Below are 23,786 nucleotides of genomic sequence, written 5' to 3'. Positions count from 1 at the left end.
TAGGTCCTTTAGCAACACAACACATGTGTTCAACTTCATGTGAATAAATCATATTCTTTACGTTTTATTGGTAATAAAAAATAAGTATTTCGTAAACCACGAATTATGGAATTTCTTCCTTAATCCGAACGCAAAGTTAGTCGTTTTATTTCTTTCTGCAACGTACGAAACCAAACTTTTTCCAACATTTTAATGATATTTTTTTCAGTTTGGCCTGTTTTGTAAACTCTGCTTGCCAAAATGTTTTTCCTCTTCTGAAAGAATCTTGTATCTTTGCCGCAGATACGATATGCAAGCCCTATCGTAAGTCTACATATAGATAGGTAACAATTATTAGGTATAGCATGGAAATGAATCAGATTACGGTCTCCGATGCGGATTTGCGGAAGGGGGCAGAAGAAGGAATGGATGCCTTCTTGAAAGTGTTTATCGACAAATACCTGGAAGTGACGGGAGGGGTGATTAACGAAAAGACCATGCCGTTGCTCAACGGCTACCAGCATACGTTGCTGGGATATCACTTTTTCCGGGAGGAAGTGATGGAAGGCGGCTTTGTACAGCTCATCCAGAATGGATACGGACCGTATATCTTTGACAATCCGTTTGCCAAGGCGATGCGTCTGTTTGGGGCAAAGGATTTCTCAAAGCTGATTTACGAAGCCAAAAAGATTTACGATGCACACCGGGCCGATCTGGAGAAAGATTGTACGGAAGACGAATTTATGGCCATGTATGAACAGTATGAGGCATTCGATGATTTGGAAGAAAAATTCATGGAAGAGGAAGAGTTGATTACGGCGCAGATTGCGGCTTACGTGGATGAGCATTTGGATTCTTTTGCAACCATTGCGTAATAAATGGTTTATTTATGTTAAATTTTCAGAGTCCGTATGCAGTGTTTTCCTCTTTTTGCATTTATCGGATAAATTGGAAAATATTTATAAACTAAAGATAAGAAGAAAAAAAGAAAGTATGAAAAAACAGAGATGGGCAGTATTTTTTGCTGCATTGTTAGCCGTGGTAGGATTTAGTTCTTGCTTGAACTCAGAAGATGATGGAGTAAGAACAATTACAGATTATGTGGAAGTGAGCACAAGTGGTTTTGGGGGAGTGTCTTTCAATTCAATGTATGGTTGGGTATGTGTGCCTAATAAGACATTGACATCTACTCCTGAATCGAATCTGGCGTATCTGGTTTATCAATACAATAATTCAGATTTGCAAGCTATTTCAGGTACCACCTCTACTTCAACGGATTTGCCTGTAACCTTATTGCAGGATCCGGTGTATTTGAAGAATCTGGGAAATCCGTCTTCTACTTTGCCGGAGGTAACAAAGACTGTGTCACTGTATTCTTTAGGAAGCGGGGATGGTATGGTGTGGAGAAACAACAAATATCTGATTTTAGCCCCTGCTTATATGTTGAAGGAAGGAACTAATCAGGACAATGTGAAAACCGAATTGGCCAATCATCATTTGAGTGTTTATTACGTGTCTGATGATGATAACGTATCTTCTAATACGCTGACTTTGAAATTGCGTTATCAGATTGATGGAATAGGAAGTTCTGATTCTGAATCAACAGAAACGAGTGAAAGTTGGGCAAATGATTATACTGTGAAATATACAGACTTGGTTTATGTAAGACTGGATTATCTGATTTCTCAGTATAAAGCTGTACATGGTTCTAATCCGAAAAGTGTAGCTGTGGAATATGAGTATAATAATAACAGTGCCAATCTTCCTACCATTGCTAATAAAAAGCCTCGGACTGTTACATTCAGTTTATACGAGACAACTTCAAATCAATAAATTTATATGAGAACTGCGTTGCGAGGAGCTCGAAAGGGCCTTGCAATGCAGTTTTTTTATATCCAGAAAAAACGCCCTTGCGTTCTTTTCGAAAACGTCCTTGCGTTTGATCTCAAACGCCAAAGAGTTTTGATTAAAACGCAAGGGCGTTTTGTGTGAAACGTACTTGTGTTTTCTCTCGAACGCAAAGGCATTTTGGGGATGCTTTTAAATGACTTGTTTTTAAGGCACCGGACGTTTAAATTGCTTGAAAAGATAGCTTTCTCTCTCCTTAATCTCATACTTTTTTGTAAATTTGCAATTCGTTTCATCACATAATGAAAAGAATTGGGAATGAATTATAAAGAATTGTTCAATAAAATGACATTTTTGCTTTCCTCGCCCGCTCGTTTTTGGGAAAAAGAAGCCACAGAAGGGCAGGGAAACCGGATGATGTCGGAATATGTTTATCCGCTGATTGGACTATGCGGTCTGGCCGAGTTCATCGGCACATTTATCGGGCGCGATATCAGTTCTGAATTTTTCCAATGGGCATTGACACGTTGCTGTGCGGTAGCTGTGGCTTTGTTTGGCGGATTTTTTCTGGCTGCTTATCTGCTGGATAAAATCACCTGGAGATGGTTCGACAAGTATGTCTCGAAGGAGAAAATGCAAGTATTCGTGGGTTATTCCATGACGGTCTTGTTTGTGCTCGATATCGTTAATGGATTGATATCCATTGAAATTCTGCATTGGATTCTGCAACTGTATACCATAGTGGTGGTGTTCGAAGGAGCACGGAAGTTTTTAGGAATCTCGGAGAATCGGCTGACTTCTTATACGTTGATAGCTACAGTGTTGATATTGCTGTCTCCGGGAGTAATTGAATTTATATTTAATAGATTGTCTGTAATTTTAAATTGATGAGACCAGTTTCTAATAATATTAACATCAAGAACAAGCGGGCATCGTTCGATTATGAGTTTATCGATACGTATACCGCCGGAATTGTGCTGACCGGTACGGAAATCAAGTCCATCCGGCAGGGAAAGGCGAGCCTGGTAGATACGTTCTGCTTTTTCTCCCGCGGGGAACTGTGGGTGAAGAACATGCACATTGCCGAGTATTTTTATGGCTCGTATAACAACCATGCGGCACGTCGCGACCGCAAGTTGCTGCTGACCAAGAAGGAGTTGCGCAAGTTGCAGCGTACTTCTGAAGAACCGGGCTTTACCATTGTGCCTACCCGCATGTATATCAACGAGCGCGGACTGGCCAAGGTGGTCATTGCGCTGGCTAAGGGTAAGAAACAATATGACAAACGTCAGACATTGAAAGAGAAAGAAGACCGGCGGATGATGGACCGCATGTTCAAACGCTAAACTAAACCACTAAAAGGTGTACCATGCTTATGCAGACAAAGACAATACAACAACTGGTACGGGAACGTATCCTGGTGCTCGACGGAGCGATGGGTACGATGATACAGCAATATAATCTTTCGGAAGCGGATTTCCGCGGGACTCGTTTCAAAGATGCGAAAGGACAGTTGAAAGGGAACAATGACCTGCTGTGCCTTACGCGACCGGAGGTGATAGAAGACATTCACCGGAAATACCTGGAAGCGGGAGCCGACATTATCGAAACGAATACATTTAATGCCACTTCGGTGTCAATGGCCGACTATCATGTGGAGGCTTATTGCCGGGAAATCAACCTGGCAGCCGCCCGTCTGGCCCGTCGGATAGCCGATGAGTTTACAGCTCTGAATCCGGAGAAGCCTCGTTTTGTGGCGGGTTCTGTGGGGCCGACCAACAAGACATGCTCCATGAGTCCGGACGTGAACAATCCGGCTTTCCGGGCATTGACCTTCGACGAATTGCAGGCGGCTTATTGCGAGCAGATGGAAGCCTTGCTGGAAGGTGGAGTGGATACCTTGCTCATTGAAACCATTTTCGATACGCTGAATGCCAAGGCAGCCATTCGGGCAGCTGAACTTTCGATGGAGAAAACAGGCCGGAAGGTGCCGTTGATGCTGTCGGTTACGGTGTCGGATGTGGGCGGACGCACGTTGTCGGGGCAGACACTGGATGCTTTTTTAGCTTCGGTGGAGCATGCCGATATATTTTCTATCGGACTGAACTGTTCGTTCGGAGCTCGTCAGTTGAAGCCTTTCTTGGAAAGACTGTCTGCTCGTGCACCTTATTATATCAGTGCGTATCCGAATGCCGGACTGCCGAACACGCTGGGACAGTATGATCAGACGCCGGAAGATATGGCAGCCGAAGTGAAGGAATACATCGACGAAGGACTGGTTAACATCATTGGTGGATGTTGTGGTACCACGGAAAAATATATAGCCAAATACCAGGATTTGATTCGGGGGGTACAGCCTCGCGTACCGGTACAGCCGCACAAGTATATGTGGTTGTCGGGACTGGAACTGCTGGAAGTGTCACCCGAAATCAATTTCGTGAATGTGGGGGAACGCTGCAACGTGGCAGGTTCGCGGAAGTTCCTCCGGCTCATCAACGAGAAGAAATACGAGGAGGCCTTGTCCATTGCCCGCAAGCAGGTGGAAGACGGGGCATTGATTCTCGACATCAATATGGACGACGGACTGCTGGATGCGGCAGAAGAGATGACCACCTTCCTGAATCTGGTGGCTTCTGAACCGGAAATCGCCCGTGTACCTCTCATGATTGATTCTTCCAAATGGGACGTGATTCGTGCCGGATTGAAGTGTGTACAGGGAAAATGCATTGTCAACTCCATTTCTTTGAAGGAAGGGGAGGATGTGTTTATGGCCCATGCGCGTGAGGTGAAAGAGCTCGGGGCAGCCGTCATTGTCATGGCTTTCGACGAGAAGGGACAGGCCGATACGTTCAGCCGTAAGATTGAGGTGTGTGAACGGGCTTATCATATTTTGGTAGACAAAGTCGGATTTAATCCACACGATATTATCTTCGATCCCAATGTGCTGGCCGTGGCCACGGGTATCGAAGAACACAACAATTACGCGGTCGATTTCATTCAGGCTACCGGATGGATACGCAAGCACTTGCCGGGGGCTCATGTAAGCGGTGGGGTGAGCAACTTGTCGTTCTCTTTCCGCGGCAACAATTATATCCGTGAGGCCATGCATGCGGTGTTCCTCTATCATGCCATTCAGCAGGGTATGGACATGGGGATCGTCAATCCGGCTACTTCCGTGCTTTATACGGATATTCCGCAGGATATCCTGGAGCGGATAGAGGATGTGGTATTGAACCGTCGGCCGGATGCGGCAGAACGGCTGATTGAGACGGCGGAACGGTTGAAACGGGAAAAGGAAGGAACAGATTCGCAGGAAGGCCATGAGGCACAGCTGTTGTGGCGCAAAGATACCACGGTAGAAGAACGGTTGCAGTATGCGCTGGTGAAAGGACTTTCAGACTACCTGGAAGAGGATTTGCAGGAAGCGCTTTCCCGTTACCCGAATGCAGTGAGCATCATTGAAGGTCCGTTGATGGCGGGCATGAACCATGTGGGCGATTTGTTCGGCTCGGGCAAGATGTTCTTGCCGCAGGTAGTCAAAACGGCGCGTACCATGAAGAAAGCGGTGGCCATTCTCCAGCCTTACATCGAGGCGGAAAAGGAGGAAGGGGCTCGCAGTGCCGGAAAGGTGCTGGTGGCCACGGTGAAGGGTGACGTACACGACATCGGAAAGAACATCGTGTCGGTTGTTATGGCGTGCAACAATTACGAGATTATCGACTTGGGCGTGATGGTGCCGGCAGAAAAGATTGTGGAAACGGCTATCCGGGAAAAAGTGGATATTGTAGGGTTGAGCGGACTGATTACGCCTTCACTGGAGGAAATGGTGCATGTGGTGACAGAGTTGCAGCGTGCCGGATTGGACATTCCGGTAATGATTGGAGGAGCGACCACTTCGAAGTTGCATACGGCCTTGAAGATTGCCCCTGTATATCATGCGCCGGTAGTCTACATGAAAGATGCTTCGCAGAATGCGCTGGTGGCTGCCAAACTGCTGAATCCGGAACAGCGCCCGGCTTTTGTGGAGGCGTTGAACGAGGAGTATCAGGCTTTGCGTGACAAAAACAAGCAGAAAGTGGTGAAAACGGTGTCACTGGAAGAAGCGAAGAAAAACAAGTTGAATCTTTGGGATTGATCATTTAATCAGGATATTATGAACGTACAGATAGAAGAAGGATGGAAAAAGGCGTTGGCCCCGGAGTTTGAAAAGGATTATTTTGTCCGGCTGACGGATTTTGTTCGACAGGAATACAAGCAGACTACGGTATATCCTCCCGGACGCTTGATTTTCAATGCGTTCAATCTTTGCCCTTTTGATAAGGTGAAGGTGGTGATTATTGGGCAGGACCCATATCACGGACCGGGACAGGCGCATGGATTATGCTTTTCAGTCAACGATGGCGTACCGTTCCCGCCTTCTTTGCAGAATATATTCAAGGAGATTCATGACGATTTGGGTACTCCCATGCCTGCGAGCGGGAATCTGACCCGGTGGGCGGAGCAGGGCGTGCTGCTGTTGAACGCGACTTTGACGGTACGGGCGCATCAGGCAGGTTCTCATCAGCGAAAAGGATGGGAGGAATTTACGGATGCGGCCATTCGAGTGCTGGCCGAGCAGAAAGAGCATCTGGTGTTCATCTTGTGGGGTTCTTATGCCCAGAAGAAAGGAGCTTTTATTGACCGTAACAAGCATCTGGTGCTGACTTCCGTACATCCTTCGCCTTTGTCGGCTTACAACGGATTTTTTGGCAACAAGCACTTCAGCCGTACCAATGAGTATTTAGTGGCGCATGGCGAGACGCCTATCAACTGGTAGAAACTACTTGTACCGCACTTTTCTTGAAAAAAATTAATCCCCTTGCTTCTGCTCAGTGGAGTGGAAACAAGGGGATTGTGTATAAAGTGTGTGTTTGTCTCAAATGAGTTGCATGCCCAGTTTGGCGCATTCTTTGCGCATCTCTTCCGGCCAGATGCTGGCTTGGATTTCACCAATATGGCCTTTTTTCAGGTAGAGCATACACAAGCGTGACTGGCCGATACCTCCTCCGATGGTGAGGGGCAATGTATCGTTCAGCAGACGCTGGTGGAAATAAAGTTTGGTGCGTTCCTCTTTTCCGGCCAGTTCCAGCTGCTTGAGCATGGCGGCTTTGTCCACACGGATACCCATGGAAGAAATTTCGAAAGCGCGCTGTAGTACGTCATTCCATACCAGCAAGTCTCCGTTCAGTCCCGGCAATCCGGTCTTCGGGTCGATGGTGGTGTAGTCGTCGTAGTCGGGGGCACGCAGGTCGTGCGGCTGTCCGTTGCTCAGCTTGTTGCCGATGCCGATGATGAATACGGCCCCGAAACGTTCGGTAATCAGGTTTTCCCGTTCCTTAGCGGTCTTATCGGGATACATTTGCAACAAATCTTCCGAGTGGATGAAATGCACGTCGTGTGGCAGGAAGGATTTGATTTGCGGATACATCTCACAAATCATGTATTCCGTGCGTCGCATGGCCGCATAGATGCGGGTCACGATGCTTTTCAGGAAATCTACCGTCCGCTGTTCCGGCGTGATGACCCGTTCCCAGTCCCACTGGTCTACATACAGGGAGTGGATGTTGCCCAGTTCTTCGTCGGCGCGAATCGCATTCATGTCGGTATAGATACCGTAACCCGGTTCTATTTTATAATCCGCCAGCGTGAGTCGTTTCCATTTAGCCAAGGAATGAACTACCTCAGCCTGCTGGTCACCCAAGTCTTTTATAGGGAAGGTGACCGGACGTTCCGTGCCGTTCAAGTCGTCGTTGATACCCATGCCTTTCAGGACGAATAACGGGGCGGTAACACGCCGCAAGCGAAGTTCGGAAGAAAGGTTTTGCTGGAAAAATTCTTTGATCTGCTTGATACCCAGTTCGGTTTGCTTCATGTCAAGCAACGGCTTGTAGCCTACAGGTTTTATAAGGTAACTCATTTGTTTATTTCTTTAATTGTTTGTTTTGCTTGCAAAGATAGGTGTATTTTGTAAATATGCAAGCGAAATGTGGAATAACTTATCAAAATGTTTTTATTTTATTTGTATTTATGGATAAAATGAAAATAAATATGGGGAAATAAAAAATGTCATTCTGGAAACTGCTTTCCGGAATGACATTCTATGAAGTGATAAAGAAATTGCTTTTCAGCGATTCTTGTACATATGTTCGTAATAGTTCTGGTATTCTCCGCTGGTGACATTCTTCACCCATGCTTGGTGGTCGAGATACCATTTGATGGTTTTGACAATACCGTCCTCAAACTTGGTCTCGGGTGTCCAGCCCAGTTCACGGGTAATCTTTGTCGGGTCGATGGCGTAGCGCTGATCGTGTCCCAACCGGTCTTTGACGTAGGTAATCAGTGAATCGTTGATCCAGTCAATACTGATTTGTCCGTCGGAGGTCATTTCTTTCTTTTTGAGTATGTTCCGGTATTCCGGTTGTTCGGTCATGATTTGACGGATGGTAGCGATGGTCAGTTTGACAATTTCTATGTTCTGTTTCTCGTTGTGTCCGCCTACATTATAAATTTCACCGTCCTTCCCCTTATTGATAATCATGTCGATGGCTTTACAGTGGTCTTCCACGTAGAGCCAGTCGCGTACGTTGGTACCATTTCCATATACAGGAAGTTTCTTTCCTTCCAGAATGTTCTTGATGATAAGCGGAATCAGCTTTTCCGGGAAGTGGTAAGGACCGTAGTTGTTGGAGCAGCGGCTGATGGTTACCGGCATTTTGTAAGTATCCCGATAGGCCATGACAATCAAATCGGCGCTGGTCTTGGAGGCACTGTACGGGCTGTGCGGGCAAAGCGGGGTTTCTTCTGTGAAATAGCCTTCCGGGCCCAGTGAGCCGTAGACTTCGTCGGTAGAAACTTGATGGAAACGGACTCCTTTTCGCCAGGTAGGATAGCCGTTTTCGTCTTTTCCGGTCACCCAGGCACGTCGTGCGGCATCCAGCAGGTTTTGTGTGCCCAGTATGTTGGTCTGTAAGAATAATTGTGGATTTTCAATACTGCGGTCCACGTGGCTTTCGGCAGCAAAATTGACGATGTAATCAAATTTGTAATCTGCAAACAATCGGTCGGCCAAGTCATGGTCGCAGATATTTCCTTTGATGAAGAAACAGCGTTCGTTGTCGATGTCCGATGAGATGGTTTCCAGATTTCCAGCGTATGTCAAAGCGTCCAGAATGACAACCTTGATGTCATCATGCTTGGCCAAGATATATTTGATATAATTGGCACCGATGAATCCGGCAGCTCCAGTAACTAGATAAGTTTTCATATAATTTTTTTATTTTGTGTGCAAATTTCGGAAAGATTTTTGAATGCAACAAGACTTTTCAGGCTTAATCATTCAGTTCGATGACTTCCAAGTCGGAGAAGTTTCCGTCGGTTATGGAGAAACGTATCAAGGTACGTACTTTATGAAAACCATATTTCCCGGCTGCTCCCGGGTTGATATGCAGCAAATGCAGTTTGGGGTCGTATTTGACCTTCAGGATATGGGAATGGCCGCTGATGAACAACTGTGGAGGCTGTGTGTGGAGAATCTGCCGGACGGAAGGGTCGTATTTGCCGGGGTATCCTCCGATGTGTTTCATCAGTACGTCGGCTCCTTCCAGCTGGAAACGGTTGATTTCCGGAAAGCGGAGGCGCAAGTCTTGTCCGTCGATATTGCCGTATACCGCCCGGAGGGGACGGAAGGCAGCCAGACGGTCGGCCACTTCCTGTGAACCGATGTCTCCCGCATGCCATATTTCATCGCAGGTGTCAAAATATTTCAGGTAACGTTCGTCCCAATAGCCATGGGTGTCGGACAGAAGTCCTATTCTTTTCATTTTTCTGTTGTTTTTGTCCGGCAAAGATACTACATTTGAGAAAACCTTGAAGGATTCTATGTATGGAAAGCCATTATAAATATTTCAACCGCGACATCAGCTGGCTGTCGTTCAATTACCGAGTCTTGCTCGAAGCAGACGACGACAGTCTTCCTTTATATGAAAGAATCAATTTTATTGCCATTTATTCGTCCAATCTGGAAGAGTTTTACCAGGTACGTGTGGCGGAACACAAGGCGGTAGCTTCCGGGGGAAAGAGTGAGGACATGACGGTAGAGGAGGCGCATGACCTGATTCGGCGCATTACGGAGGTGGTGAACCGCCAGCTGGAAGACCGTGTACGCATTTATGAGCAGAAGATACTTCCCGAACTGCGACGGAATCATGTCGTCTTTTATCAGAGCAAGAGTGAGGTAGAGGACTTCCACAAGGAGTTTGTGCATCGTTTTTTCATGGAAGAAGTTTTCCCTTACCTCCAGCCGATGAAGATGGAACCGGAGAACGTACGTTTCTTTTTGCGCGACAAACGGTTGTATCTGGCGGTGAAAGTCCGGAAACCCGGAGCGGACAAGTCGGAATATTTTCTTATCAAGATGCCGTATAGCAAAGTGCCCCGTTTTGTGGAATTGCCTTTCCATGACGGAAATTATTATCTGATGTTTCTGGAGGATATCATCAAAGCGAATTTGCAGGAAATGTTTGTGGGGTATGAGGTGGAATGCAGTTATTGCTGTAAGATTTCGCGCGATGCCGACGTGTTTGTGGATGATGTGCCGGCAGAGAGTATGGTGGAGAAGCTGAAGGAAAAAGTGAAGAAGCGCAAGATCGGGGCTATCTGCCGTTTTGTGTACGACCGGAAAATGCCGGCGGAGTTTCTGGATGCGCTGGTGGAAGCGCTGGGTATCAACCGGGAAGAACTGGTGCCGGGCGACAAGCATTTGAACCTGGAGAATCTGTCGTTCCTGCCGAACCCGAATCCGCATATTCCTCAGATAGTCAAGCCACAGCCGATGTTCCTACCGGGAATCAATGAAAAGCATTTCATGTATCGGCGAATCGCCAAACGTGACATGTTGCTTTATTATCCTTATCATAGTTTCGAACATTTCATCCGTTTCTTGTACGAGGCGGTGCACGATCCGCTCTGTCGGGAAATTATGATTACACAGTATCGGGTGGCGGAACATTCGGAAGTAATCAATGCGTTGATTGCGGCTGCCCGGAACGGGAAGCATGTCACGGTGTTCGTGGAACTGAAGGCCCGTTTTGACGAAGAGAATAATCTGGCAACCGCAGAGCTGATGCGGAAGGCAGGTATTGACATCATCTTCAGTATTCCGGGGTTGAAAGTTCACGCGAAGGTGGCGTTGGTACTTCGAAAGAACGACAGCGGGGAGCGGTTGCGAAGTTACGCGTATGTCAGTACCGGGAATTTCAACGAGAAGACCGCGAAAATTTATGCGGATATTGCCTTGTACACGTGCAACAAGCAGATTGTGGAGGATATGTGTACCCTGTTCCAGGTGTTGAGGCGGGAAGTGAAAGAGCCCCATTTTAAACGGTTGCTGATTGCCCGCTTCAACTTGTTGCCGGAGCTCAAACAGTTGATTCAAAAAGAAATCGACTTGGTGCGTAAAGGAAAGTCGGGACGAATCATTCTGAAGATGAACGCCCTGCAGGATACGGCCATGATTGATGAATTGTATCGGGCTAGTGAAGCCGGGGTACAGATTGACCTGATTGTGCGGGGCATTTGTTGCTTGGTGCCGGGAGAATCTTTCAGCCGGAACATCCGGGTGACCCGTATCGTGGATACGTTTCTGGAGCATGCCCGGGTGTGGTATTTCGGCAACGGGGGTGACCCGAAGGTGTTCATCGGCTCTCCCGACTGGATGCGCCGTAACCTGTATCGCCGCATAGAGGCGGTGACACCTATCCTGGACGGAAGGCTTCGGCAGGAACTGACCGACATGCTGAATTTGCAGTTGTCGGCCAACCGGAAAGCCTGCTGGGTGGACAATCATTTGCAGAATGTCTTTAAGCGGAAACCGGGGAATGACGATGTGCGGGCACAGTATGACTTTTATGAATACCTGAAACGCAAGCTGGCTGACGATTAATCAGCCGGCTTGTGCTTGTTTTCGGAGATGAGCAGCAGTTTGTCTCCCGGTTTCAGTTCCATTTGTCCGTTGGGGATGAGGAACTCACTGCCGCGTTTTACCAGCATGACCAGTGTGCCTTTGGGAATCTGCATGTCGGCTAGCTTGTTTTGCGTGGCTAGCATTTCCGGAGTCAAGGTAAGGTCGTTTAGGCGGGTATCGATTTCGTCCGGAAGTTCTACTCCAAATTCATTGCCTTCTTTAGGAGCCGGTAAGTCCAAGTGCAGCAGTTTGGCCACTTTGGTGATGGTCATCCCTTGAACCACCAATGACACGAGGGTGATGAAAAAGACGATGTTGAACAGCTGTTGGGAGCCTTCAATCTGGGCCAGTACGGGATAAGTGGCGAAAATGATGGGGGTGGCCCCTCTCAATCCGACCCATGACACAAACAGTTTGCCTTTAGCGGAAATATTCCGGAACGGAAGCAGGCAGAGGAACACGCTGAGCGGGCGTGCCACGATAATCATGAAGGCACCAATCAGCAAGGCCACTGCGGCCAGGTCGAGCATTTCGTGTGGGTTGACCAACAGCCCCAAGGAGAGGAACATGATAATCTGGAAGAGCCAGGTCAGTCCGCTCATGAATGTGTTGATTTCTTTTCGGAAAGCCAGTTTGGTATTTCCCAGAATCACGCCCATGATGTACACGGCCAGGTAGGCATTTCCCTTCAGCTGGTCGGTAATGGTAAAGGTGATGAATACCAGGCTAAGCAACAAGATGGAGTAGAGAGAACTGTTCGACAGGTTGATACGGTTGATGAGCCATACGCTGAAGCGTCCCATGGCATAGCCGATAACCCCTCCGAAAAAGAACTGTACCAGCAAATCTTTCGTGATAAGCAGAAAGTCGGGATGGCTTCCACTGGAAATCACTTGTATCAGGACGATGGTCAGCATATAGGCCATCGGGTCGTTACTTCCACTTTCCAATTCCAGCATCGGGCGAAGATGCTGCTTCAGGTTCATGCGCTGTGAGCGGAGCAGGTTGAATACCGAGGCCGAGTCAGTGGACGACATGGTGGCAGCCAGCAGCAGGGATGTGAGCAAGGTCAGTTCGATGTTGGTCCGGTTCCAGTCGGAAATATAAAAGATGAATACACCGGTCAGCAGGGTGGTGAGCAGGACGCCGGCAGTCGACAGAACAATACCGGGAGTGAGTACCGGTTTGATGTCGGTGTATTTGGTGTCCATACCGCCGGAGAACAGAATGATACTCAATGCCATCATGCCGATGAACTGTGCATCCGAAGCGCTGTTGAACTGTAATCCCAGTCCGTCGCTTCCAAAGAGCATACCCACTACAAGAAAGAGCAAGAGGGTAGGAATTCCGAACCGGTATCCGGTTTTGCTGATGAGGATACTGGAAAAGATAAGAATCGATCCGATCATCAAAATGTTTTCTGCCGTAAAAATCATAATGCCTTAGTGATTAATAAATGAATAAAAGAGGATGTTTGTGTAAATATTAAATGCTCGAAGGTAAGAAAATGTTTTGTGGATAAGGGCTTTTCATGGAAAAATTTGTGGATTTTTGGATGAACTTTCTTCCGGGGTATTTTTTTAGACGACCTTGTATAAAGTGGAGAACTTCCTTGCCTATTCTCTGTCCCACACTGTGAAATACAAAAACCACAGTGTGGGATATATATTTCACAGTGTGGGATACAAAAACCAAACTGTGGAACAGAGAATTTGCAAGGGGATTCCAAGGAATAGGCCGAGAGGTTTAAAGGTATGCATGAGGGGGAGTTTTTAATGGGTGAAGGCGGGCATCTTCTGTGTGGGGAATGATAAAGGTATCCAGGGTACTTGTTTATAGGCTTGTGTGATAATTTTGTAGAAATTTATCCTTGTTTTTCAAGAAAACCGTATATTTGCAATGTTTTGTTCCGTTTGGATTTCCGTTCGGCGAAATCACGGATGAAAAGGGAATCGGGTGAAAGTCCCGGACAGTCCCGCTGCTGTGAGCTCCTTATAGTGACGTTTGTCTATCCACTACTCAGCCACTGTCTTTCAATGAAAGATGGGAAGGCAAGACAAACGGGAGTAAGTCAGAAGACCTGCAAAACAAAGTCATGCTTGCATTCTCGAGGAAAGGATGGCAAGAACGTGCGTAATGTAGAATTACAATTAAAAACTTGCATGAAAAGATGGAATGAACCGGCTGTTATAGTCGGGTGTCGCTTTTTTATAGCCGTGTGTCTGTGTGTCCTTACAGGCGTGGGGAGTGTTTTTGCACAGCAGGCCGATTCGGACAGCATTACGGGAAAGGTGCATCAGATTCCGGATGTGACGGTGAGCGGTGTGCGGAGGTCGACAAATAAAATATCCTCTACGGTTCCAGTACAACGTTTGGGAAAAGACATGATAGATGATTTGGGAATCCAGAATATGGCCGATGCCGTCCGTCGTTTTGCAGGTACGGATGTACGTGATTATGGCGGTACAGGAGGACTGAAAACGGTTTCTGTCCGTAACATGGGGGCTGCTCATACGGCTATCAGTTACGATGGAGTGGCTGTCAGCAATTGTCAGGCAGGTCAGATTGATATCGGCCGTTTTTCATTGGATAATGTACAGTCTTTGTCGTTGAGCGTAGGGCAGAATGAAGATATGCTTCAATCAGCCCGGTTGTATGCTTCGGCCGGCGTGTTGAATATTGAGACTTCCCGTCCTGAGTTTCTGAGAGACCGGAAATGGCAATTCTTGTTTCAGGTAAAAGGAGGGTCTTTTGGAATGGTCAATCCTTATTTTCGTTATGGACAGCAGTTGGGTGAACGGACGGTGTTGTCAGTTGACGGGGATTATTTACAGTCGGACGGACAGTATCCTTTTCTGTTGAAAAACGGGAAATATACGCAGACAGAGAAGAGAAACAATTCGGAAGTGGACTCCTGGCACACGGAGTGGAATCTGTTTCATGACTTTCAGGAGAATAAGAAGTTGAGCGTAAAGGCTTACTATTATCAGTCGGAACGAGGACTTCCAGGAGCTGTAATCTTATATAATCCGGTTTCGAGAGAGCGTTTGTGGGACAAGAATGCGTTTGTGCAGGCCAAGTATCAGGATAAGATTTCCGAAAAGTGGTCGTTGCAGGTGCAGGCGAAATACAATTATGCGTGGAACAAATATCAGGATAAGGGAGCCCAGTATGAAGGAGGGGTGTCTACCGATCATTATACCCAGCATGAATATTATGCTTCAGGGGCGGCCTTGTACCACCCGTTCAAAGGCTTTTCCTTGTCTTTCGCTCAAGATTTGGCAGTAAATACGCTTGACAGCAACTTGCCGGATTGTCCGTTTCCGACGCGTTTGACTTCGTTAACCGCTTTGCATGCCCGTTATGAATGGGGAAGGTTGCAGGTAGATGCTTCTTTGATTAATACTTATATTACTGAGCATGTAGAGAGTGGAGAAAAACCAGCGGATTTGAAGAAATTGTCTCCATCTTTTTCTGTGAATTGGAAGCCTTTCAGCGAGCAGGATTTCTTTTTGCGTGCGATGTATAAAAGTACATTCCGTACGCCAACCTTCAATGATTTGTATTATTATCGCTTGGGCAATCGTTCGCTTCGTCCGGAAAAAGCTAAGGAATATAATGTTGGTGTGACATGGGGGGCGAAAAAGAATGCAATTTGGGATTACCTGACGTTTACGGGCGATGTGTATTTCAATCAGGTGACAGATAAGATTGTGGCTTTTCCTTCCACTTATGTGTGGCGAATGGCAAATTACGGAAAGGCTCATGTCTGGGGGGCAGATGTCACGCTTTCTATGGGAATCCCATTGGGAAGTATATTCAAAGCCTATGTGTCGGGTAGTTATACTTGGCAGAAAGCCATCGATTTGACAGATCCAACTTCCAAGAGCTACAAAGATCAGTTGCCTTATACGCCGGAACATAACGGCAATGGTTCCGTGATTTTAGAGACTCCTTGGGTAAAACTGGGTTATAGCTTGATTGGAGTAGGGAAAAGATATTATTTCTCACAGAATATTCCGGAAAATGAAATTGAAGGCTATGTGGAGCAGACGTTGACGCTTTCCCGGCAATTTTCATTTTCAAAGTGTAGGCTGAGATTGCAGGCCGATTTGATTAATTTCATGAATGAGCAATACGAGGTGATAAAGTATTATCCGATGCCGGGACGTTCATGGAAACTGACAGCTACTATTCATTTTTAATTTTAAATAGTTATGCAATTTAGAAAGTTATTTTTCAGTTTATGCTGCATGGTGGCATTAGGAGTGTCATTGGTGGCTTGTAGTGAAGATGAGGAGTTATTCGATGACAGTGGTTCCAAAGTGACCCTTCCTGCACATCGTGCATTTATTTTGAATGAGGGAACCATGGGAGCGAACAATGCGACTTTGTCTTTCTATGCACCTGACAAGAATGCGGAATTTATTAGTGATATTTTTTATACTCAGAATCAGGCCAAATTGGGTGATACTGGGCAGTCATTGATAGAGTATAACAATGATCTTTACGCCATCATTGCAGGCTCAAGATACCTGGTCCGGATGAATACGGCTGGAGTGGAAAAGAAGCGTTATGCGATTCCAGAATCGGAAGGAGATCCTCGTTACATGACGGCTGAAGATGGCTATATTTATTTGACACAATATGGTGGACAGGTAACAAAACTGGATGCCAATACTTTGAACGTAGCTGGTACGTTTAATGGAGGAAACAATCTGGAAGGTATTGCGGAATGTGACGGCAAATTGTATGTGGCCAATTCCTATTTAAAGAATGATGCGGGTTATCAGTATCTGACAGAATTGTTTGTCATTAATGCGGCTACTATGACGTTGGAAACCACGTTGACGGTAGATATCAATCCGAATCAGGTGTTGGAAGAAGATGGAAAAATTTTCCTGATTTCTTGGGGTAATTATGCCGACAAGGGATATTCTGCACAGATGATAGACCCGAAAGACAATTATAAATCTACTTCATTGGGAGTGGCTACCAATATGGCCGTAGGCGATGATATGGTCTATTTTGTAAATTCGGAAACTGATTATTCGAACTGGCCTAATACAAGTACCACTAATTCTTTCTTTTCTTATAATGTGAAGACAGCTACCGTCAATCAGTCTTCTTTCTTGAAAAATGCTCCGGAAGAACTGGCTTCTTCAAGTATCTATATGATGAGTGTGGATGACAAGAATGGAGATATTTATATCGGAGTGACCTTCTATTCAAATTCGAATGGTACAATGTATCGTTTTGACCGTAATGGAAACTTTATCGAAAAGTTTGACTGCGGTGGTCAGAATCCTAAAACAATGGTTTTCATTGACTGATTTTTATGAAACAAATTTTACTATCTGCCCATATAGTAATTATGGTCTTGCTTCTCTCTGCCTGTGGCGGAAGAAGCAAGACTTCTTCCGTTCAAGAGGGAGGGGATACGCTGAAAATGAAGTATGCCACCAACTTGTCGGTAGTGAAGTTTCCGGATTATACGCTGGTAGCTGTACGTAACCCGTGGGATACGTTGAAAATCCTGCACACTTATCTGTTGACCGATAAGACCCGGCCAGTGCCGGAGAATCTGCCGGAAGGTACTGTGGTGCGTGTGCCTTTGGAACGTGCTGTGGTGTATTCAGTGGTACATGGAAGTGTGCTGAAGGAGCTGGGCTGTGCAGAGAGTATAAAGGGTGTCTGCAACTTAGAGTATTTTAAGATGCCGGAGGTACAGGAAGGCTATCAGAAAGGTACGGTGGTGGACTGTGGAAACGGTATGAACCCGGACATTGAAAAAATCATCGACTTGCATCCGGATGCCATTATGCTTTCTCCGTTTGAAAACAGTGGCGGTTACGGAAGGGTAGGTAAGTTAGGTGTGCCTGTGATAGAATGTGCAGACTATATGGAAACCTCTCCGTTGGGACGGGCCGAATGGTTGCGTTTTTATGGTTTGCTGGTGGGACAGGAACAGAAAGGTGAAGCGCTCTTTGCCCAGATTGAGAAAGAATATCTGTCGGTGAAGGCGTTGGCTGCTGGGGCGGCTTCTCATCCTACGGTTCTGAGCGACCTGAAATATGGTTCTGCTTGGTATATTGCCGGAGGGAAGAGTACGACTGGTAGGCTGTATGCCGATGCCGGGGCAAATTATGTCTTTGCCGAATTGCCAAACAGTGGTTCGGTGCCGATGGCGTTTGAAACAGTGTTCGACAAAGGAGAGAATGCTGATTTCTGGCTGATAAAGTACAACCAGCCGAATGACAAGACTTATCGGGAATTACAGAAAGACTATGCGTTGTATGCCTGTTTCAAGGCGTTTCGTACGCGTCAGATTTATGGATGCAACACGAATCGGATACCTTTCTATGAGGAATCGCCATTCCATCCGGAGATTTTGCTGAAAGACATGGTAAAAATCTTCCATCCGGAATTGCTGGAGGGATATGAACCGAAATATTTTAGTAAATTAGCAGAATGATTTTCACAGGCAAAAAGAATGAGGTGGTGTTTGTCGGTCTGGTCTTCCTGATTTTACTTCTGGTGGCGGCCAATCTGTTTCTCGGTTCGGTGGATATACCGGCACGGGAAGTGGTGCGCATTTTGGGAGGCGAAGAGGCGGCAAAAGCCAGCTGGACCTACATTGTTTGGGAGTCGCGTTTCCCGCAGTGTGTGACGGCCTTGCTTTGCGGGGCGGCCCTTTCGGCTTCCGGACTGATGTTGCAGACGGTGTTCAGCAATCCACTGGCCGATTCTTCCATTTTGGGTATCAGTTCAGGAGCCAGTCTGGGAGTAGCCTTGGTGATGCTGGCCGGAGGGGGCACCATCGCAACGGGTGTGTTCACGCTGTCCGGTTTCTTCTCAGTCATTTTGGGGGCTTTCTTAGGGGCAGTGGCTGTGTTGGCCCTGATTCTTTTCCTGTCGTCTTTAATCAAAAGTAATGTCATGTTGCTCATTGCCGGTATCATGATTGGGTATATCGCTTCCTCACTGATTTCGCTGTTGAATTTCTTTGCGACGGCAGAGGGAGTACAATCGTATATGGTGTGGGGAATGGGAAATTTCGGGGGCGTTTCCTTGGAACAGCTTCCGGCTTTTTCCTTGCTGACTTTGGCGGGGCTGGTGGTAGCTGTTCTGTTAATCAAACCGTTGAACGCTTTGCTCCTGGGACCGCGTTATGCGGAGAATTTGGGCATCAATATCCGTCGGGTACGCAATTACTTGCTGCTGGCTACGGGACTGCTGACGGCCGTGACCACTTCTTTCTGTGGCCCGGTCGCTTTTATCGGTCTGGCTGTTCCTCACTTGGCCCGTCTGATGCTGGGTACTTCCAATCATAACTCCTTGATGCCGGTCACCTTGCTTTCCGGCGGGGCTTTGGCCTTGCTGTGCAATTTGATTTGTGTGCTTCCGGGGGAGTCGGGAGTGATACCTCTGAATGCGGTGACACCGATTCTCGGAGCTCCGGTCATTATTTATGTTATCATTAACCAACGTCGAATTCAATATTTTAACTGATGAGGCAATCGGAAATAGTGGTAGAAGGGAAGAACCTGACCATTGGGTATCGGGTAGGAAAGAAACGGACGGAAGTGCATACCGGATTGAACTTTCAACTTTTCCGAGGGGAATTGACGTGCCTGTTAGGAGCCAATGGAGCCGGAAAATCGACCTTGCTCCGTACATTGGCAGCTGCACAGCCTCCTTTATCAGGGAATTTGTATTTGTTGGGACGTGACTTGCCGACTTATTCCGAACGGGAATTATCGAGAACCATCGGAGTGGTGTTGACCGACCGTACGCAGGCAGGAGGATTGACGGTGTATGAGCTGGTGGCATTGGGGCGTCAGCCATATACAGGCTTTTTCGGACGTTTGAATAAAGAGGACAAGCAGCTGGTGGAACACGCGCTTCTGGCAGTGGAGATTGCGCATAAGGCGCATTGTTACATGGCGGAGCTTTCGGATGGGGAACGTCAGAAAGTGATGATTGCCAAGGCGCTGGTGCAGGAGTGTCCCTTGATACTTTTGGATGAGCCGACGGCTTTTTTGGATGTGGTGAGTCGGATTGAAATCATGAATCTGCTGCATCGGCTGGCAGTAGAAGAAAACAGGGCCATTCTTTTATCGACTCATGATATAGAACAGGCATTGGTACTGGCCGACCGTCTCTGGTTGCTTTCTTCGCAGGGAGGATTGGAATGTGGAGTTACGGAAGACCTGATATTGCACAACCGGATGGATGCGTTGTTCCGTGAACGTCCGCACATCAAATTTGATTTGATGCATGGAGGATTTTCGCCGGAAGTGTCTGGCGAAAGATTCATTGTGTTGAAAGCGGAGAATGAAATCTTGCGTCATTGGACACAGAATGCATTGAACCGTCATCATTATTTTTGTTTGGATGCCTCGGCTCCAAATCAGAAACTGCCGTTATTGGAAGTACGCTCTTCCAATCAGCTTTTTTATACAGAAGTAAATGGACAGACCATTTGTTATACTTCTTTCGCGCAGTTGTTGGAGAATATCTAATTGTTTTTCAGTTAGTTTTCTAAGAATTTCATTACTTTTGCTCAAGATGAAGAGAAAATAGACAATTATGGTACATATCGTGAAAATGGCTGGTACATCACCGGAGTTATACGAATGTGTTGCTCCTTTGGTGATGAATCCGGAAGTCATAAAATACAATCATAATTATCCGTTTAAGACCAGTGAGTCATTTGTATGGTTTGTGGCTTTCGTACAGAAAAAAGTGGTGGGATTTTTTCCGGTGGAGATACGGAAAAAAACATGGGTCATTAATAACTATTATGTGGCAAACAATGAAGAAGAGACTTTTGTGAGTTTGTTGGAAGCCGTGGTCAATGAATTTAAGGATGTGGATAAGACGTTGGAAGCTGTGGTGCAAAAAGGGCATGAGTTGTATTTCTTTGAGCAGGATTTTGAAGTAGGACGCATCTGGAGTACTTATCTTAAACTAAAAAGAAAGGATGGAAAAGACGGAAAAAAATGTGTATGAACTGACGCAGGAACGTTTGTCGATTCTGTTTAAGGAATTTGATAATGTGTACCTCTCTTTTTCTGGAGGAAAAGACAGTGGAGTATTGCTCAACTTATGTGTTGATTATATTCGCCGAAATAAGCTGGATAGAAAATTAGGCGTGTTTTTTATGGATTATGAGGTGCAGTACACCCATACGATAGAGTTTGTCAACCGCATTCTCGAACAAAATAAAGACATTTTGGAAGTGTATCGTATTTGTGTACCTTTCAAAGTGAGAACCTGTACCTCCATGTATCAACATTACTGGCGTCCGTGGGATGAAAAGTACCGGGAACTTTGGGTGCGTGACATGCCGGAAGGAGTGATGAAGGCCAGTGATTTTCCTTTCTTTCATGACGATATGTGGGATTACGAATTCCAGCTGCGTTTTGCAGCTTGGCTACATGAAAAGAAACATGCTGTGCGTACAGCCTGTTTGGTAGGTATTCGTACGCAGGAGAGTTACAATCGTTGGCGTACCATTTATGGAGGATTAAAACAGCAGCTTTATCATAAATTTATTTGGAGTTCCAAGATTGCCAATGATGTGTACAACCTTTATCCAATTTATGACTGGAAGACAACGGATGTATGGACGGCGAACGGAAAGTTTGGGTGGGATTACAACCGTTTGTATGACCTTTATTATTATGCAGGAGTGAACTTGGAGCGGCAACGGGTAGCCAGTCCGTTTATCAGTGAAGCGATTGAAAGTTTGCGTTTATATAAGGTCATTGAGCCTGATACGTGGGGAAAGATGATTGGGCGCGTGAACGGTGTCAATTTTTCGGCGCTTTATGGAGGAACACGTGTAATGGGACATGGAGGAGGTATCAAGTTACCGGAAGGACATACGTGGAAGTCGTTCATGGAATTTCTGCTTTCTACACTCCCGGAAGAAACCCGGAGAGGCTATTTGAGTAAGTTACATACCAGCATCAAATTTTGGAGAACGAAAGGAGGCTGTCTGAGCGATGAAACCATCGCCAAGCTGGAAGCAATGAATATTCCGATAACAGTGCGGAACAAGAGCAACTATAAAACGACGAAACATCCGGTCATGATGGAATACCTTGATGACATTGACATTCCAGAGTTTCGGGAAATTCCCACTTATAAACGCATGTGTCTGTGTATTCTGCGTAATGACTATGCCTGCAAATACATGGGATTTGCGGTAAGCAAGGAAGAAAAGAAAATGAAAGACTATATTTTACAACAATATAAGAAGATATGGAACTGAAAGATGAAAAAAGTCCAGTGTACAATGTGAAAGCAGTACCGGTTGAGAAAGTATACGCCAATGACTATAATCCGAACGTGGTAGCACCTCCCGAGATGAAATTGTTGGAATTATCCATTTGGGAGGATGGATTTACCATGCCTTGTGTCTGTTATTATGATAAGGAGAATGATAAATATATTATTGTGGACGGCTTTCACCGTTATCAGGTGCTGAAAACATCCAAACGGATTTATGAACGGGAAAAAGGAATGCTTCCGGTAGTGGTCATCGATAAGGACTTGTCGCACCGGATGGGTTCTACCATTCGTCATAACCGGGCAAGAGGTTCTCATGACGTGGGACTGATGACGCATATCGTCGCAGAACTGACGAAAGCCGGCATGTCAGATAGCTGGATTATGAAGAACATTGGAATGGATAAGGATGAACTTCTCCGCCTGAAACAGATTTCCGGACTGGCTTCTCTGTTTGCCGACCGTGATTTTTCCATCCCGGTTCCCCAGACTATGGAGCCGGGGGACGAGGAGGATTGAATCTTAGTATAGGAAATATCCTAATACGCCGCTACAGATAATCAGGAGAATCGGGTTCATCTTGTAGTGGTGTGAAGCGATGAAGGCGGCTATAAAGAGCAGGATACTGATTACGATTTGGTAAGTATCCGTTCCGAAGTTCTCTCCGTTCATCAGTACCAGTGCGGCTGCGGCCAGCAAACCCACTACCCCCGGGCGAAGTCCTTTGAATACGGCTTCCACTGCCGGATGGCGCTGGTATTTCAGAAAAAAGCGGCTGATAAAAACCATGAGAATAAAGGAGGGCAGCACGACAGAAAGGGTGGCCACGGTCGAGCCTAAAATGCCCATATAGTGTGAGTAGCCCGCATTGACCATGGCCGTATAGCCCACATAAGTGGCGGAGTTGATTCCGATAGGACCGGGGGTCATCTGACTGATGGCAATAATGTCGGTGAAGTCGGAAGTGCTGAGCCAGCCGTAGCGTGTCACTACTTCTCCCTGAATCATGGAGATCATGGCATAACCGCCACCGAATCCGAATAAGCCTATCTTGAAGAACGTATAGAATAGTTTCAGTAATAATAGTGCCATATGTGTTGATGTTTTATAGGTTAGTTATATTTCTTCTGATAGCGTCCGTAGAGATAGCCCCCCAGTCCGCTGAGAATAATGACATAGATGGGTGAGAAACCTAAGAGCCATATCAGCAGTGCGGAAACTACCGGAATCCAGATGTTGTACCGGTTGATACGAGCTGACTTGGCCATTTTGAAGGTAGGGGCGGCAATCAAGGCCACTACGGCGGGACGGATTCCCTTGAAAACGTGTTCTACAGCTTCTACATGCTGGAATTGCCGGAAGAAAAGGGCAATGGCCAGGATGATGAGAAACGAGGGGAGAATGGTGCCTAGTGCCATCCAGAAAGCTCCCCAGAACCCTTTGAGCTTATAGCCGATGAATATGGCAATGTTGACGGCAAAGATACCAGGTACGGTTTGGGCCAAGGCCATCAGATCCAGAAAGTCTTCTTTACCAATCCATTTCCGTTTGTCTACCAGATCGGCTTCAATCAGTGGAACCATGGCATAACCTCCACCGATGGTGAAGACACCGATGCGAAAAAAAATCAGGAACGATCTTAAATAAAAATTCATATCAT

Annotated in this window: 21 protein-coding genes and 1 riboswitch; of the genes, 15 read left to right on the top strand and 6 right to left on the bottom strand. The window is 46.3% G+C overall.

Features of this window, described 5'->3' with window-relative positions; all coding sequences use genetic code 11:
• The first annotated feature begins 344 nt into the window (after positions 1-344).
• From RDP42_RS05215 to RDP42_RS05190, 6 genes are all read left to right on the top strand, one after another.
• A complete protein-coding gene (locus RDP42_RS05215; RefSeq protein WP_204476470.1) occupies positions 345-854 on the top strand; it encodes a DMP19 family protein in 510 nt (169 codons plus the stop codon).
• 118 nt (positions 855-972) lie between these two features.
• Complete coding sequence (locus RDP42_RS05210; protein WP_308762826.1) at positions 973-1,812, top strand: hypothetical protein; 840 nt, start codon at positions 973-975, stop codon at positions 1,810-1,812.
• A gap of 333 nt (positions 1,813-2,145) precedes the next feature.
• Positions 2,146-2,715 carry a Yip1 family protein gene (locus RDP42_RS05205; RefSeq protein ID WP_308762825.1) on the top strand — a complete coding sequence of 190 codons (570 nt, stop codon included), beginning with the start codon at positions 2,146-2,148 and terminating at the stop codon, positions 2,713-2,715.
• Entirely contained in the window at positions 2,715-3,173 is a 459-nt protein-coding gene (gene smpB / locus RDP42_RS05200; RefSeq protein WP_303915730.1) for an SsrA-binding protein, read from the top strand. The genes RDP42_RS05205 and smpB overlap by 1 nt, the downstream gene beginning before the upstream one ends.
• A 29-nt stretch (positions 3,174-3,202) precedes the next feature.
• The gene (gene metH / locus RDP42_RS05195; protein ID WP_308762824.1) at positions 3,203-5,962 is read left to right on the top strand and encodes a methionine synthase; all 2,760 of its coding nucleotides are present in this window, start codon (positions 3,203-3,205) and stop codon (positions 5,960-5,962) included.
• Positions 5,963-5,980: 18 nt separating this feature from the next.
• Complete coding sequence (locus tag RDP42_RS05190) at positions 5,981-6,643, top strand: uracil-DNA glycosylase (protein ID WP_022354220.1); 663 nt, start codon at positions 5,981-5,983, stop codon at positions 6,641-6,643.
• A gap of 99 nt (positions 6,644-6,742) precedes the next feature.
• On the opposite strand, the gene asnA is transcribed toward RDP42_RS05190, so the two are convergent.
• From asnA to RDP42_RS05175, 3 genes are all read right to left on the bottom strand, one after another.
• The gene (gene asnA, locus RDP42_RS05185) at positions 6,743-7,783 is read right to left on the bottom strand and encodes an aspartate--ammonia ligase (RefSeq protein WP_303915726.1); all 1,041 of its coding nucleotides are present in this window, start codon (positions 7,781-7,783) and stop codon (positions 6,743-6,745) included.
• A gap of 207 nt (positions 7,784-7,990) precedes the next feature.
• Positions 7,991-9,130 (bottom strand): dTDP-glucose 4,6-dehydratase, encoded by a 1,140-nt coding sequence (rfbB, locus tag RDP42_RS05180; protein ID WP_204476476.1) that lies wholly within the window; start codon positions 9,128-9,130, stop codon positions 7,991-7,993.
• Positions 9,131-9,194: 64 nt separating this feature from the next.
• Positions 9,195-9,686 carry a metallophosphoesterase family protein gene (locus RDP42_RS05175; protein WP_308762823.1) on the bottom strand — a complete coding sequence of 164 codons (492 nt, stop codon included), beginning with the start codon at positions 9,684-9,686 and terminating at the stop codon, positions 9,195-9,197.
• 62 nt (positions 9,687-9,748) lie between these two features.
• On the opposite strand from RDP42_RS05175, the gene RDP42_RS05170 reads away from it, so the two are divergent.
• A complete protein-coding gene (locus RDP42_RS05170; RefSeq protein WP_308762822.1) occupies positions 9,749-11,806 on the top strand; it encodes an RNA degradosome polyphosphate kinase in 2,058 nt (685 codons plus the stop codon).
• Here RDP42_RS05170 and RDP42_RS05165 read toward each other — a convergent pair.
• Positions 11,803-13,263: a potassium/proton antiporter gene (locus RDP42_RS05165; RefSeq protein ID WP_308762821.1), complete on the bottom strand. Its 1,461-nt coding sequence runs from the start codon at positions 13,261-13,263 to the stop codon at positions 11,803-11,805. The genes RDP42_RS05170 and RDP42_RS05165 overlap by 4 nt on opposite strands.
• A gap of 451 nt (positions 13,264-13,714) precedes the next feature.
• Positions 13,715-13,930, top strand: a riboswitch (cobalamin riboswitch).
• A 59-nt stretch (positions 13,931-13,989) separates the two neighbouring features.
• Between RDP42_RS05165 and RDP42_RS05160 the strand changes: the two genes are divergently transcribed.
• The 8 genes from RDP42_RS05160 (at position 13,990) to RDP42_RS05125 (ending at position 22,645) form a co-directional block, all read left to right on the top strand.
• Positions 13,990-16,032, top strand: coding sequence for a TonB-dependent receptor plug domain-containing protein (locus RDP42_RS05160; RefSeq protein ID WP_308762820.1), 2,043 nt, complete (start codon positions 13,990-13,992; stop codon positions 16,030-16,032).
• Positions 16,033-16,080: 48 nt separating this feature from the next.
• Positions 16,081-17,160 carry a DUF5074 domain-containing protein gene (locus RDP42_RS05155; protein ID WP_308762819.1) on the top strand — a complete coding sequence of 360 codons (1,080 nt, stop codon included), beginning with the start codon at positions 16,081-16,083 and terminating at the stop codon, positions 17,158-17,160.
• A gap of 5 nt (positions 17,161-17,165) precedes the next feature.
• A complete protein-coding gene (locus tag RDP42_RS05150; protein ID WP_308762818.1) occupies positions 17,166-18,302 on the top strand; it encodes an ABC transporter substrate-binding protein in 1,137 nt (378 codons plus the stop codon).
• The gene (locus RDP42_RS05145) at positions 18,299-19,339 is read left to right on the top strand and encodes an iron ABC transporter permease (protein ID WP_308762817.1); all 1,041 of its coding nucleotides are present in this window, start codon (positions 18,299-18,301) and stop codon (positions 19,337-19,339) included. The genes RDP42_RS05150 and RDP42_RS05145 overlap by 4 nt, the downstream gene beginning before the upstream one ends.
• A complete protein-coding gene (locus RDP42_RS05140) occupies positions 19,339-20,352 on the top strand; it encodes an ABC transporter ATP-binding protein (protein WP_308762816.1) in 1,014 nt (337 codons plus the stop codon). The genes RDP42_RS05145 and RDP42_RS05140 overlap by 1 nt, the downstream gene beginning before the upstream one ends.
• Positions 20,353-20,419: 67 nt before the next feature.
• Positions 20,420-20,842 carry a hypothetical protein gene (locus RDP42_RS05135; RefSeq protein ID WP_308762815.1) on the top strand — a complete coding sequence of 141 codons (423 nt, stop codon included), beginning with the start codon at positions 20,420-20,422 and terminating at the stop codon, positions 20,840-20,842.
• Positions 20,814-22,109, top strand: coding sequence for a DUF3440 domain-containing protein (locus tag RDP42_RS05130; protein WP_308762814.1), 1,296 nt, complete (start codon positions 20,814-20,816; stop codon positions 22,107-22,109). The genes RDP42_RS05135 and RDP42_RS05130 overlap by 29 nt, the downstream gene beginning before the upstream one ends.
• Positions 22,106-22,645, top strand: a complete 540-nt coding sequence (locus tag RDP42_RS05125) for a ParB/RepB/Spo0J family partition protein (protein WP_308762828.1) — start codon at positions 22,106-22,108, stop codon at positions 22,643-22,645. Before RDP42_RS05130 ends, RDP42_RS05125 begins: the two co-directional genes overlap by 4 nt.
• Positions 22,646-22,648: 3 nt before the next feature.
• On the opposite strand, the gene RDP42_RS05120 is transcribed toward RDP42_RS05125, so the two are convergent.
• Together RDP42_RS05120 and RDP42_RS05115 are read right to left on the bottom strand one after the other, a co-directional pair.
• Positions 22,649-23,218, bottom strand: coding sequence for a chromate transporter (locus RDP42_RS05120; protein ID WP_308762813.1), 570 nt, complete (start codon positions 23,216-23,218; stop codon positions 22,649-22,651).
• 20 nt (positions 23,219-23,238) lie between these two features.
• Positions 23,239-23,781: a chromate transporter gene (locus RDP42_RS05115; RefSeq protein ID WP_204476489.1), complete on the bottom strand. Its 543-nt coding sequence runs from the start codon at positions 23,779-23,781 to the stop codon at positions 23,239-23,241.
• Between the last annotated feature and the right edge of the window lie 5 nt (positions 23,782-23,786).

Source organism: uncultured Bacteroides sp. (assembly GCF_902472605.1).
GTDB lineage: Bacteria > Bacteroidota > Bacteroidia > Bacteroidales > Bacteroidaceae > Phocaeicola.
This window is presented reverse-complemented; position numbering and strand designations above follow the sequence as displayed.